The organism is Actinomycetes bacterium, assembly GCA_036000965.1.
GTDB lineage: Bacteria > Actinomycetota > CALGFH01 > CALGFH01 > CALGFH01 > DASYUT01.
In genome coordinates this window covers 1-13,296 of sequence record DASYUT010000291.1, presented here as the reverse complement: position 1 = coordinate 13,296, position 13,296 = coordinate 1, and the positions used below count along the sequence as shown (strand labels likewise).

Here is a 13,296-nt window from a genome sequence, read left to right as displayed (position 1 = left end):
AGGTTCCAGGGCTGGTTGGCCATGAGCAGGCCCATGTAGTGGGTTGGGACGTCGGTGGCTCGGCCAGCGGCGGTGATGTCCGGCAGGAGTGCCACGGCGACCAGGACGAGGACTGCGACCAGTCCGAGCAGGAACGCTGGTTGGGTTCTGGTGCTGGGCTCGGTGGCGGGTGGCGCGATGGCGGTCATGGGAACCTCCCAGCGTGGGTGGGTTCACGAACTTGCGCCGATGATAGTGAGCGTTCTCTCTACAATCACGTGAAGGTTCGTTCATCTTCTCGCCTCATCGTGCTCCCGACGGGCCGCGGTGAGCGCTTCGTGGACGTCGTGGACGCCGAGGAACTGGCCCAGGCCGGTGACCGTCCCGGTGATGTAGATCGAGCGGACCCGGTCGTCGAGCGTGCGCTGGGCCTCCTCCAGCTGCGCCTCGGCCGCCTCGAGCCGCCGCCTGGTCCGCCGCTCGTCGGCCAGGGTGGCCTTGAGCGCGTCCTCGTTGGTGGTGTAGTCCTCCACAAGCCCCTGGATCTGGTCGTTCATCCGGTCGATGGTGGTCTGGATCTTGACGGCCTCGGCCCGGAGCCGGGCGATCATGCTGGCCGGCGTCTCCGCCGCCGCCACGATCTGGCTACGCCGAAGTCGCTTCGAGATGACGACCTTGACCGCGACGATGACGCTGCACTGTTCGTAGGCTTCGCCATGGTTGATGCAGTTCGTCGGTACTCATGGAGATCGCCGATGGGGTCGCGTCGTGGGCTCTACTACCCCTTGTCGTTGGCCACTCGTTAGGGGTCGTCGCTACAGAAATGCCACTGAGGTGGACGGTGCCTGCCGGTGCTAGGAGGGCCTATGAGCAACGTTGGACGAGCCGTCCTGCTCGGAACGGTGCTGGCGGCGCTGACCGCCGCGATGCTGGTCCCACACCCCTATGATCGGGCGGCTCCGGCTAGAAGGGACACCGCGCCACCGTCGGTCATGCTGTCGGGTCAAGGCCAGGCCGCCCGCCAGAGCCCACCTGCCGATGAAGGCATCGCCGACCAGCCGTCGGCATCGGACGACTACCTCATCCAAACTCGCACCACGCGGTTCATCCCTGACCGGATGCAGACCCTGACCTTCCAGATCGTCGATGCCGCCGGCCGTCCCGTGACGCAGTTCGAACGGACCCACGAAAAGCTCCTCCATCTCATCGTGGTCCGCCGCGACCTGACCGGTTACCAGCACGTCCATCCCAGCCTGAGGGCTGGAGGGGTCTGGACTGTCCCGCTGACGCTGCCGAAGCCTGGGCAGTACCGCGCCTTCGCGGACTTCGCGACTCCGCAGGATGCGTACACCCTGAGTGTCGACTTGGTGGCCGCGGGCCGGTATACCCCGAGCAGGCTCGCGTCGCCCGCCGGGATGGCCAACGTCGACGGGTACACCGTGACGTTGGAGGCCCAGGCGAGGGTCGAAGGTGGCGTATGGGTGGCCCTGCTGGGGTTCCAGGTCGAACGCAACGGCAGGCCGGTGATGGACCTCGAACCCTACCTGGGGGCCAAGGGACACCTGGTTGCGCTACGCGCTGGGGACCTGGCCTATTCTCACGTGCACCCGCAGGACCAGACGGGCAGTCCCGGGCATGGGCACGGGTCTTCGAGCAGCGCCGGCTCGGGTAACCAGGTCGGGTTCCAGGTCACGTTTCCTGGCTCAGGGCGCTACCGCCTGTTCCTGCAGTTCCAGCGCGAGGGGCGCATCCACACGGCCCCGTTCACCTTCCCGGTGCCCTAGCCCCGCCGCGACCGACTACGCTACTGCGGACGAGGGACTTGGGCGTGGGCCCGTGGCTGTCAATGGCTTTCAATGGCTTTGCGCGCCGGCTACATGCGCGCTCAGCCCCGTCGACCCGCAGGCTGAGTGAACTGGCCCAGTACGCACAAATCCCGTCAGGTGTCGGTCTGCACCGGCTTCGAATCGATCTCGTGGGGAGCGTGTGGTTCGGCGACGGGCGGCGGCAGCTCGCGCCTACCGGCTGGTCGTGTCGGCCCTCCGACGGTGGTTTGGGGCTCGGGAAGCCAGAGGCGCCTGAGGGCCAGGGCGTTGACCGCGACGATGACGCTCGACCCCGACATCGACAAGGCAGCGATCTCCGGGCGCAGGACCAGCCCGAATGCCGGCTCGAACACGCCGGCCGCAATTGGCAGGGCGATGGCGTTGTAGCCGACCGCCCAGCCCAGGTTCTGGCGCATCTTGCGCAGCGTCCCCCGGCCGATCACGAGCGCGGTGGGTACATCGAACGGGTCGGAGCGCATCAGCACCACGTCGGCGGTCTCGATGGCCACGTCGGTGCCCGCCCCGATGGCGATCCCGAGGTCGGCCTGGGCGAGCGCGGGCGCGTCGTTGACCCCGTCGCCGACCATCGCCACCTTCCTGCCGGTACGCTGGAGTTCGCTGACCCTGGCGGCCTTGTCGCCGGGCAGCACCTCGGCGATCACCTGATCGATGCCCAGCTCGGCGGCGATCCGCTCGGCGGTCGCCCGGTTGTCACCGGTCAGCATCACCACCTCGACCCCGGCCTGGTGCAAGGCGGCGACGGCCCCCGCCGAGGTCTCGCGGGCAGCATCAGCGACGGCCAGCAGCCCGGCTGCCCGGCCGTCCACCGCCACCAGCACCACTGTGCGTCCCCCGGCGGCCAGCTCCTCCCGGCGCGCGGCCAGCGCGCCAATCTCGATACCCTCCCGCTCCAGCAGCCGTAGGTTGCCGACCGCGACCCGGTGACGGTCCACGGTGGCAATCGCGCCGTGCCCGGGGACGTTCTCGAAGTCGTTGGCGGGCGTTGCAGGGACGCCGGCGGCCTCGGCGCGGCGCACGATTGCCGCAGCGAGCGGGTGCTCGGACTCCCGCTCTACGGCCGCGGCCAGTCGCAGCAACTCCGTCTCGGCGAGCTGGTCGGCGATCAGATCGGTGACCGTCGGTTCGCCCTTGGTCAGAGTGCCGGTCTTGTCTATCACCACGACCTGGATGCCGGCGGCGGTCTCCAGCGCCATGGCGTTCTTGAACAGGATCCCTCGCTTGGCGCCCAGCCCGGTGCCGACCATGATCGCGGTTGGGGTGGCCAGGCCGAGCGCGTCCGGGCAGGTGATCACCACTACCGTGATCGCGAATAAGATCGCTTCGCTGAACGGCCGGCCTGCCAGCAGCCATGCGGCCAGGGTCAGGCCGCCGCCGACCAAGGCAACAAGGACCAGCCAGAACGCGGCTCGGTCGGCCAGGCGCTGCCCGGGCGCCTTGGAGTTCTGCGCCTCCTGCACCAGCTTGACGATCTGGGCCAGCGCGGTGTCAGCACCCACCTTGGTCGCCCGCACCCGCAGCATGCCATTGGTATTGATCGACCCGCCGATGACCTGGGCGCCGGGCTCCTTGTGGACCGGCAGGCTCTCGCCGGTCACCACCGACTCGTCGACCTCGCTCGCGCCCTCCTCGACCACCCCGTCGACGGGGATCTTGGCCCCGGGGCGGACCAGCAGCAGATCCCCCTCCACGATGTCCGCGGTGGGGACCTCGACCGGCTGCCCGTTGCGGATGACCACCGCCTTGGGTGGGGCGAGATCAAGCAGCGCGTGAATCGCGTCGTTGGCGCCCCCACGGGCGCGCATCTCAAACCAGTGCCCGAGCAGCACGAACGTAGCCAGCACGCTGGCTGCCTCGTAGAACACCTCCCCGCCGCCGGTCAGCGTGACCCAGACCGAGTACAGCCAGCCGGCACCGACCGCGACGGCGACCAGGACCATCATGTCCAGGGTGCGCGCCCGCAGGGCGGCGACCGCGCCGGTGAAGAAGATCGAGCAGGAGTAGAAGATCACCGGCAGGCTGAGCAGCAGGGACCAGATGTCGTCGCGGAGTCCGAACGGCGCCGAGGCCTGGAAGCCGAGGACGTCGCGGCCGATCGGCGACCACAGCACGATCGGGATCGAGAACAGCGCCGCGACCAGGAACCGGTTGCGCATGTCCCGGACCATCGCGGCCATCGACATCGTCCCGTGCCCGCCATGTCCCATCACCTCGTCCGGCACGCGCAGCTCGGTTTCCCCGGATGGGACGGGCGTCCCGTGGGCGATGCCGTGCCCCGCATGCCCGACGGACGGCGCCGCCGGCGAAGGTCCGGCCTCGGGAGCGCGGACCGGCACGGCGTGGCCGGTATGCGCGGCGGGTGGGCTGCCCGGCTCCAAGAGGGGGTCGCACAGGTGCTCGGGTACCGACTGGCCTGCGCAGTGGTAGCCGCACTGCTGCACCCATCGACGCAGCTCCTCCAGGGTGGTGGCCCGTGGGTCGTAGGTCACCGTCGCGGTCTGTGCCACCGGGTTGGCCTCCACCTTCTCCACCCCGGGGCGGCGGCCCAGCACCGCCTCGACGACCCCTTTCTCGCTGGCCCACCGCATGGGGTGCACGTCCAGCACGACCGTGCTGTGGCCCTCGGGAGCCCGATCCATCGGCAACTCCTCTCCTTCACAACATTGGGATTGACCTGGCTGCGGGGCACGGTTTGGATAAAGGCTACTCAGGGGCTCCGTCCCCCGATTCGGCAGCAGAGCCTGGAGGAGGTGATGCGCCGAGCCCGGACTCCCCCCCGGACCCGACAGGGCGTCCGGAGGTCTCTTTGCCCGCAGCATCCATCGCCGACCGAGGTGATCGCATGCGAAGGTTTCTGCGCCTGATCGTCCCCAGCGTGCTGGCGCTCATGCTGGTGAGCTGGGCCTTTCCGGCGGGGGCCACCCACAACGCCGACCGGCACGACAAGATGGATCTCCTTTTCACCTCACCCAACTCCAGGATCAACTCGGACCTCGCCTTCTGGGGGAAGTACGCCGTCGCCGGCTACTACCGCAACGACCAGCCGGTGGGAGGATTCCGGATCTTCGACATCTCCAACCCGGCAGCTCCCCAACAGCTCGTCGACTTCCCCTGTGACGGCCTCCAGGCCGACCCCATCCTGTGGGACCGAGACAACGACGCGATCCCCGACCTGCTCCTGCTGGCCGTGGACCGGACCATGGCGGGCCCGCAGTGTGGAGCCGCCCGGACGGCCCACGACGACCCCAACGGCTGGGAAGGGGTCCGGGTCTTCACCCTGAGCGACAACCCGGCCAACCCCTTCGCAACCATCCAACAGGTACAGGCCGTCTACACCGACTGCGGAGCCCACACCATCACCGCATGGCCGGACCTGGACCACAACCGGTTGCTGGTGTACGTGTCGTCGTATCCGTTGCGGCCAGGCCCGACCTGCGGACAGGTCAACGGTCCGAGGGTTGGCAGGGACCCGCTCCACGGGGTGATCCAGGTCCTCGAGGTGCCCCTCAGCAACCCCGCGGCGGCCCACGAGATCGCCGAGCCGCCCATCAACTATCCGGGAGACCCGGACAACCAGATCGACTGGTGCGAGCGCGGCACGGGGGCTTGCGCCCCGGGCGTCCTTGAGCCAGCCGCCCGGGCCTGCCACGACATTGCCGTCCACGTCAAGCTGAGATTGGCTGCGGGAGCATGCGCCGAGCAGGGCCAGGTGTGGCGGGTCGACAAGAACGGGATTCCCGACACGGCCCACCCCATCCTGATCGCCGACGACAAGGTCAGCTCCGGCGGCACCGGCAACATCCCTGGCGCGGTCGACTTCTTCCACTCCGCCATGTTCAACAACGACGGCACTGTGGTGAACTGGGTCGACGAGTCCTTCGCGCCCACCACGGGAGACGAGTGCCCGCCTACGACGGACTGGGCGGCGAGGGCCTGGCATCCGGCCGGGACCCACAAGACCGGCCGGATGTTCTTCTCTGACATGGCTACCGGGGCCTTCCTCAGCGAGTTCCAGATCGGGGACCTGCGGCCCGAGCCAGGCGCCTACTGCTCGGCGCACATGGGGATGCCCATCATGGGCGTGGGCAAGGACCTCCTGGTCAACGCGTGGTACATGGGCGGCGTCGACGTGATCGACTTCACCAACCCGCGCGCCCCGAAGGAGATCGCGTTCTACGACATGGCGCCGTTCGGGCCAACGGGCTCGGACAACTGGTCCGCATACCCGTACCAGGGGCCCACGTTCAAGACCGGGCCCGGGGTGCCCGTCTACGCGTCGGACGGGGTCCACAACCCTAACTCTGCCAGGGGATTCGTGGTGTTCCGAGCCAGAGTCGGAAGGCCGAGCGCCACGATTGACCACCTGAACCCGCAGACGATAGACGGATAGCTCTCGGTAGCCGACCCGCGGCTCGCCAGACCGGCCCCCGGCAACGGGGGCCGGTCCCAGGTCGGGAAGGATCTGGTGCGGCGCCCCCGTTCATGAGCCGCGATGTCTACCCGCCGCTACCACTTGACGGGCGGGCCCTTGCAGGAACCGCTGGATGGCGAACGTGCACGGTGTGCCGCACCGGGTGACCTGCCGGTTGGCGTCCGGGTCGAGCCGGTGCCGCTCAGGCGCACCATCGCCGTTCCGGAGGAGGCCGCCAGCGGTGCCATCCCGTACGAGCGCGAAGCGCGCCTTGCTGGCCAAGCGGGTCGGCCACGGCATCAGCTCTTGACCCCAACGGCACAGAACGGCACAGTCAGGATAAAAGTGCTCCCTTTGGAGGGTTGACTTTCGCGGGAGATGCCGATGCTCGACCCGCCCGACACCGCTCGGTGCCCAGCCACCCCCCGAGTGGCCTGTTCGGCCGCCGTGCCCGCTGGGCCTGGGCGCGCGCGTGCTCCCCCTGCGGCCGGCGTCGACCGCTCCCGGTCGTTCGACCCACAAGGAGGTGGGTGGGGTGCGATCTCCTATCCGCTGGACGGTCCTCATCGCGGCCCTGGCCCTGGTGGTGGGCACCGCGCTGCCCGCATCGGCAGACCATGCGACGCGGCCGCACACCCGGAACATCCATGCGCTGGGCCACAGCCCCCAGCCCGGCACCTTCGAGGTGCCAGACGGCCAGCGCACCGTCAACTCCGACATCGCCTTCTGGGGGAACCTGGCCTTCAACGGCAACTACAACGGGTTCCGGATCATCGACATCACCGAGCCGGGCAGCCCGGTGTTGCTGTCCCACACCCTGTGCAACGGCGACCAGGGCGACATCGTGGTCTGGCAGCACCTCCTGGTCCGGTCGTGGAACACCAAGCGGGCCACGCCCCGCGACTGCGACGGGCAGACGGTGCCCGCGGGCTGGGAGGGCGTGCACGTCTTCGACATCAGCAACCCCGCCGACCCCGCGCTCGTGGCCGCGGTCGAGCTGCCGTGCGGCTCCCACACCGTCACCCTGGCGCCGGATCTGGCTAACAACCGGGTGATCGTCTACAGCAACAACTCCAGCAGCTCCGGCTGCGGTGTGGGCCTGGATCTTGCCGGCCAGAACGCCCTGGGCGACTTCATCGACGTGGTCGCGGTGCCGCTGGACCACCCGGAGAACGCCAGCCTCATCCACCGGGAGCCGCTCGCCGGCCCGACCGACCCGACCGTCCGCACCGGGTGCCACGACATGGGCGTGATCCTCGGCGACGTCAACCTGGCCGCCTGCGCCAGCGCCGACACCACCAACGTGTTCGACATCGGCGCCAACGCGACGCCGGGCGGCAGCCTGGCGGACCCGGTGTTCTTGTACACGATCCAGGAGCCAGGCGTGGATGGCCACGTGGGCCGGTGGCACTCGGCCGCGTTCACCTGGGACGGCAAGGTGGTCATCCTCGGCTGGGAACCCGGCGGCGGCGCCGCGCCGTTCTGCCAGGCAAGCGACCCGCCGGTCACCAAGAGCATGTTCTTCTACGACGCGGCCACCGGTGCCAAGCTCGGCCAGTGGACCCTGCCTCGCCCGCAGAGCGCCGCGGAGAACTGCACGATCCACAACTACAACGTCGTGCCGCTGCGCAGCGGCCGGTACGTGGCGGTCAGCGGCAACTACCAGGCCGGCACGTGGGTGACCGACTTCACCGACCCGGCCAGCCCGGTCGCGGTGGCCTGGTCGGACCCGCCGCCGCTGGTGCCCACCCAGCTCGGCGGCGCGTGGTCGTCGTACTGGTACAACAACTTCGCCTACGAGTCTGAGATCACCAAGGGCCTCAACGTCTTCCGGGTCAGCGACCCGCGCCTGGCAGGGGCGCGCGTCCTGGGCCACCTCAACCCCCAGACCCAGGAGTTCACGATCGGCTGAGCCGGGCGAGCGAGTGGGGATGGGCGAACCGCCCATCCCCACGATCTTTGCCTCGTCCAGACCGCATGCCTTCTCCCACGGGCTTGCACTCCGCATGGGGAGGCATCCACCGACAAGCGTCGCCATTCGCAAGGGAGGCAGCGATGAAGCGGAGGTTCCTTGCTGGGTTGGCCCTCGTCGTGCTCGGCCTGACCACGCCGGCCGTGGCCCGTGGTGACGTGGGCGTCGGGCCGGGCGGTGGGACGCCGGCCACCTCGTCCAACTTCACGCTCGTGGGCGCGACCCCGCTCTTCGGCCGTGGGATGAACGCCGCGGTTGCGGCCTACGACCACTACGTCTACGTCGGGAACCGCACCGACGGCTCGAGCCGGTGCGGCATCGGCGATCCGCGGCGGGAGGTGAACATCGACTCGTGCCCGCACCCGCATCCGGGAATCCTGATCGCCGACGTCGCGGACCCGGCCAGCCCGACCGTGGTCGGGGAGTTCGGCGAGGAGTTCGCGACCGGCGTCAACCAGGGTCAGACATCGCGGGAGCTCCGCGTATGGCCGCAGCAGAAGCTGCTGATGGCCATGTACTTCCGTTGCAGCACGGTGATCCACGCCTGTCCGCCCAGCCCCGACACCTGGCGGATCCGCTTCTTCGACCTGACCGACCCGACGCACCCCACGCTCGTGGCAACCTACGTCCCATCGCGGAAGCCGCACGAGATGTACCTCTGGCTCGACCCGAAGAACCCGGCGCGGGCGCTGCTCTGGCTGTCGACGCCGACGACCTCGGCCGACCCCGCGAGCGCGAACCTGGTCATTACCGACATCAGCGGGGCGCGCGAGGGCGTCTTCACCGAGCTCGCAAAGGGGAACTGGAACCAGTTCTTCCCCGGCGCGTCGAACCCGGCGACCTACGACTTCGACCTCGCGCTCCACTCGATGACCCCGTCGGTCGACGGGACGCGGACCTACCTGGCCTACCTGCGCGGGGGGTTGGGCGTGCTCGACACCAGCAAGGTCGCCAAGAACGAGATCCCAGCCGGGACGGTGGAGTCGCTGAACGACGACCTGCTGACGGCAGTGCCGTTCCCGACGTGGGGGGCCGGTCCGCACTGTGCGGGCCATATGCCCGCCGGCTGTGCGGAGAGCCACTCGGCAGTGCCGCTCCCCGGCCGTCCGTTCGCTGTCACGATCGACGAGGTCTACGGGACGTTCACGGCGTCGTCCTTCGGCTGGCCGTGGGGCTGGATGCGGACCTGGAACGTCGCCCAGCCGCGCCAGCCGCGCCTGCTCGGCGAGTACAAGATCCTTCAAAACACCACGGCATACACGCCTGCGCCTGGCGAGAACGAGTTCACGTCGTACTCGTCGCACAACCCCACGCCGACGCGAAACCTCGTCGTCGACTCCTGGCACTCGGGCGGCCTGCAGGCGATCGACGTGTCCGACCCGGGGCTGCCGATGCAGGCCGGCTGGTTCTCGCCGGCGCCGCTGCCAGCCGTCGCTAACGAGGACCCGGCCCTGTCGCGCGGGCCGAACAAGGTGGTGATGTGGAGCTTCCCGATCGTCAAGGACGGCCTGATCTACGCCGTCGACATCCGCAACGGGCTCTTCGTCCTCCGCTACACGGGGCCCCGCGCAAAGGAGGTCGACGCGATCCGTTTCCTCGAGGGGAACTCCAACCTCGGCGACGCGCTTCGCATCGCAACCAGCGCGGGGTAGGGAGCCGACCCGGCGGGAGGTCGGTGCCGGCCGACTCAGCGGCGGCGGCCCGCGCGCGCCCGCGCCCGAGTCGGCACCAGCGGGGAGCGGAGGCCGGCGTCGTCGAGCACGCCTCGGAGGCGCTCGGCCTCCTGCTGGTCCAGACGGAGCGTCACCCGGGGCAGCCCGCCGGTCCCGTCGGCGCCGGCCTGGAGCACCGGGCGGGGGTCGCCCTCGGCGTACACCGCCGTGTCGAGCGAGTAGGGCCCGTACGTCCGGATCAGCTCGAGGTGGCGAGGCTGGCGCAGGTCGAGGCGGACGGTGTCGTCCGGGCCCGAGCGCCGCCGGTACCACGAGGCCGACGGCGGGTCGGCCGCGACGAGCCGCTCCAGCTCGGCGGCGGCCTCCTGGATCGCCTCGGGCAGCTCGTCGAGGTTGGTCAGCCAGCCGCTGCCGACGACGCCGACCGTGGCGTGCGACAGTGCCGGCCCGAACTGCTCGAGGGCGAGGCTCCAGGCCAGCCGGACCTCCCCCCTGCCCAGGCCGCTCGAGAGCGTCCAGACCGAGCGGCCCGCGGCCGGCGCGCCCCACGGGTCAGGCTGGTGCGCGTCCCGGGCGGGTCGGGCGGCCGGCGCGGCCCAGGGGTCGGGCTGGTGCGCGCCTGGGGCGGGTCCGTCCTCACTGCTCGGATCGTCCTCACCGCTCGGTCGGTCCCAAGGCCCTTCTGGGCGACCGGTGGGCGAGCCGGCCGCGCCGGTCCTCCCGCCCGCCGCGGCGGCCAGAGGGGCGCTCTCCTCCCGGACCAGCATCGCGGCGAGCACGGTGGTGAGCGGCACGGCGGCGATCAGGCCGACCGAACCGCACAGGGTCCGCACCACCTCAACCGCCACCACCTCGGTGGTGACCACCGAGCCGAGCGGCTCGTTCGCGGTGACGAACAGCACCAGGAGCGGGAGGGAGGCCCCCGCATAGGCCAGGAACAGCGTGTTCACGGTGGCGGCGACGTGGTCCCGGCCGACCGAGAGGGCGCCCCGGAGCAGCTCGGCGGTACGGGCGGCGGGGTTGGCCCGGTGCAGCTCGGACACCAGCGACGCCTGGGAGGTGGTGACGTCGTCGAGGACGCCAAGGCCGCCGATGACGATGCCGGCCAGGAGCAGCCCGCGCAGCGAGATCCCGCCCAGCTCGAAGTTGGCGTTGCGGGCCTCGTCGCTGGCAAGCCCGGTGAGCGTGGCCGCCGACACGAACGCGGCGGACAGCAGGGCGGTGAGCCCGAGGGCGAGGGCCGTGCCGACGACCGCGGCGGTCGTCTTCGGGGCCACGCCATGGGAGAGGTAGAGCGACACGATCATGATGGCCAGGGCGCCCACCAGGCCGACGCTGACCGGGCTGTGGCCGGCCAGGATCGACGGCACCACGAAGCCCACGATCACGGCAAAGGACAGCGCAAGGCCGACCAGCGAGCGGATGCCCTGCCAGCGGCCGAACGCGACCACCACGCCCACGAACAGCGCGGCCAGCAGCACCATGGGGCGGCCCCGTTCGACGTCCCGGATGCTGTAGAACGGGGGCTGCCCCGGCTGCTCGAGCACGGCCAGCCTGACCCGCTGGCCGGTGCGGAAGGTGTCGCCGGTCAGGTCGGAGGCGCGGAATCGCACCACCCGGCCGTTGTCGGCCCGCCGCGCCTCGACCTCGGCGCAGGTCGCGTTCTTGAGCGCCTGCTCGTCCTGCTGGCAGGGGACCGTCGTGACCTTGGTCAGGGTGGCGCCCACGACCCTGGTGGGATCCTGATCCCGGTTGGCGACCAGGGAGCGCCCGTCGGGCCAGAGCAGCACGGCGCCGGCGACGACCCCGACCGCCAGGAGCGCGACCAGGGCGAGCAGGATCCGGTGGCCGGCCGGAACCGGTCGCACGGCGCTCAGCCCTCGCCTCTCAGGTACTCGGTGATCGTCCCGGCCATCTCGCGTCCACCCTGAGTCCGGTGCTCGACGGGCGCCAGCCTATCCTCCTGGCCGGATCGGAGCCTCGGCAGACCTCGGTGGGTGCCGACGGTGGGTGCCGCTGCGCTGGGTGCCGCTGCGGGAGGAGCCGCTGCGGGAGGTGCCTGGCGCGGGAGGTGCCTGGCGCGGGAGGTGCCTGGCGCCGGAGGTGCCTGGCTGGCGCCCGGTCCCCAAATAGCGCGGTTTTTCCCTTCGGCCGCGGTCGTGCTAGGGTTCCGCGTCGAGCACCGGGCCTCCTCCTCAACTGGTCTGGGCGCTCGCAGCCCCTTCCTCTGCACCCGTTTTCCCCCAGACGGAGGAGTAGAGAGCTTGTCAGTTCGCCATGTCCTCGCGGGTGGGCTCGTCGTCGCGTGCCTCGTCGGGCTCGCGTCGCCCGTGCGCGCCGACCAGCTCGGTGACGCCAAGGCCCGCCAGCGCGCCCTGCAGCAGGAGCTCGATGCGGCCACTGCCGAGCTGGCCAACATCGACACACAGCGCTACCTGGCCGCCCAGAGCCTCGGCGCGGCCAGGAGCCGGCTCGGCCGGTCCCGCGCGGAGCTCGGCGCCGCCCGCCAGGCGCTCGCCGAGCAGCTCGCCTCGCTCTACAAGTCGGGCGGGGCCAGCCCCCTGTCGAGCCTCCTGGCCAGCGACGTCAACATGCTCGACCGGGTGGAGTTCGAGACCATCATGCTCGAGTCCCGGACCGACGCGCTGGCCAACGCGCGCGCCGCCGCCGACTCCTACGACCGCGCCATCCGCGAGGTCGACACGGCGCTGGCCAGGTCGGTGGCGCTGCAGAAGCGGGCGAAGTCGACCGCGGCGAAGCTCGCCGCCAGCTTCGAGAAGGCCAAGCAGGTCACTGACAAGCTGGCCGGCTTCAACAAGACCGTCCTGCTGGGGGGCAGATTCGTGTCCTGCCCGGTCTCGCCGCCGTACTCGTTCACCGACACCTACGGCTTCCCGAGGTCGGGCGGCCGCCGCCACAAGGGCGTCGACATCATGAACCCGTGGGGCAACAAGGTGCACGCCGTGGTCGACGGTGTGGTCAGCCGGCAGACCAGCAGCGCGCTGGGAGGCATCTCCTTGTATCTCCAGGGCGACGACAACACCGAGTACTACTACGCGCACCTGTCCAGGTATGCGTCGCGCACGGGCCAGCGCGTGAAGGCGGGCGAGCTGATCGCCTACAACGGCGACACCGGGAACGCCCAGTACACCGCTCCCCACGTCCATTTCGAGGTCCACCCGGGCGGCACCGTGATCAACCCGTACCCCTTCGTCAAGAGCGCCTGCGGCTGACCCAGCCCCGCCACACCCGCTGAACGCGACCTGGTGGCGACCCGCCGAGGGTTGCCCGGTCGGCTCCAGGCTCCCATGGCATCCAGGCCGCGGTGACGTCCATCCCGGTGCGGCGTCGACCGGGCAGACTTCTGCGACCGGGCAGACCTCTAGAGAGGAGAGCCCCTGGCCTGGCCGAGACCGG

9 protein-coding genes are annotated in these 13,296 nt (G+C 70.3%); 5 read left to right on the top strand and 4 right to left on the bottom strand.

Features of this window, described 5'->3' with window-relative positions; all coding sequences use genetic code 11:
* Positions 1–188, bottom strand: a 188-nt coding sequence (locus VG276_25775; protein HEV8652702.1) for a hypothetical protein, incomplete at its 3' end; no start/stop codon positions are given.
* Positions 189–269: 81 nt separating this feature from the next.
* Positions 270–617, bottom strand: a complete 348-nt coding sequence (locus VG276_25770; protein HEV8652701.1) for a hypothetical protein — start codon at positions 615–617, stop codon at positions 270–272.
* 264 nt (positions 618–881) lie between these two features.
* On the opposite strand from VG276_25770, the gene VG276_25765 reads away from it, so the two are divergent.
* Positions 882–1,763: a hypothetical protein gene (locus VG276_25765; GenBank protein HEV8652700.1), complete on the top strand. Its 882-nt coding sequence runs from the start codon at positions 882–884 to the stop codon at positions 1,761–1,763.
* Positions 1,764–1,918: 155 nt separating this feature from the next.
* On the opposite strand, the gene VG276_25760 is transcribed toward VG276_25765, so the two are convergent.
* On the bottom strand, positions 1,919–4,462 hold the full coding sequence (locus VG276_25760; GenBank protein HEV8652699.1) for a heavy metal translocating P-type ATPase: 2,544 nt from the start codon (positions 4,460–4,462) through the stop codon (positions 1,919–1,921).
* A gap of 203 nt (positions 4,463–4,665) precedes the next feature.
* On the opposite strand from VG276_25760, the gene VG276_25755 reads away from it, so the two are divergent.
* The 3 genes from VG276_25755 to VG276_25745 all read left to right on the top strand — a co-directional run bounded on the left by VG276_25755 (position 4,666) and on the right by VG276_25745 (position 9,858).
* Positions 4,666–6,213 carry a hypothetical protein gene (locus tag VG276_25755; GenBank protein HEV8652698.1) on the top strand — a complete coding sequence of 516 codons (1,548 nt, stop codon included), beginning with the start codon at positions 4,666–4,668 and terminating at the stop codon, positions 6,211–6,213.
* 556 nt (positions 6,214–6,769) lie between these two features.
* Positions 6,770–8,146, top strand: coding sequence for a hypothetical protein (locus VG276_25750; protein HEV8652697.1), 1,377 nt, complete (start codon positions 6,770–6,772; stop codon positions 8,144–8,146).
* Between the two features lie 143 nt (positions 8,147–8,289).
* Positions 8,290–9,858, top strand: a complete 1,569-nt coding sequence (locus VG276_25745; protein HEV8652696.1) for a hypothetical protein — start codon at positions 8,290–8,292, stop codon at positions 9,856–9,858.
* Positions 9,859–9,893: 35 nt separating this feature from the next.
* Here VG276_25745 and VG276_25740 read toward each other — a convergent pair whose 3' ends face one another.
* The gene (locus VG276_25740; protein HEV8652695.1) at positions 9,894–11,747 is read right to left on the bottom strand and encodes a YibE/F family protein; all 1,854 of its coding nucleotides are present in this window, start codon (positions 11,745–11,747) and stop codon (positions 9,894–9,896) included.
* A gap of 396 nt (positions 11,748–12,143) precedes the next feature.
* Here VG276_25740 and VG276_25735 point away from each other — a divergent pair, with 396 nt between their 5' ends.
* Positions 12,144–13,112 carry a peptidoglycan DD-metalloendopeptidase family protein gene (locus VG276_25735; GenBank protein ID HEV8652694.1) on the top strand — a complete coding sequence of 323 codons (969 nt, stop codon included), beginning with the start codon at positions 12,144–12,146 and terminating at the stop codon, positions 13,110–13,112.
* Positions 13,113–13,296 lie beyond the last annotated feature (184 nt).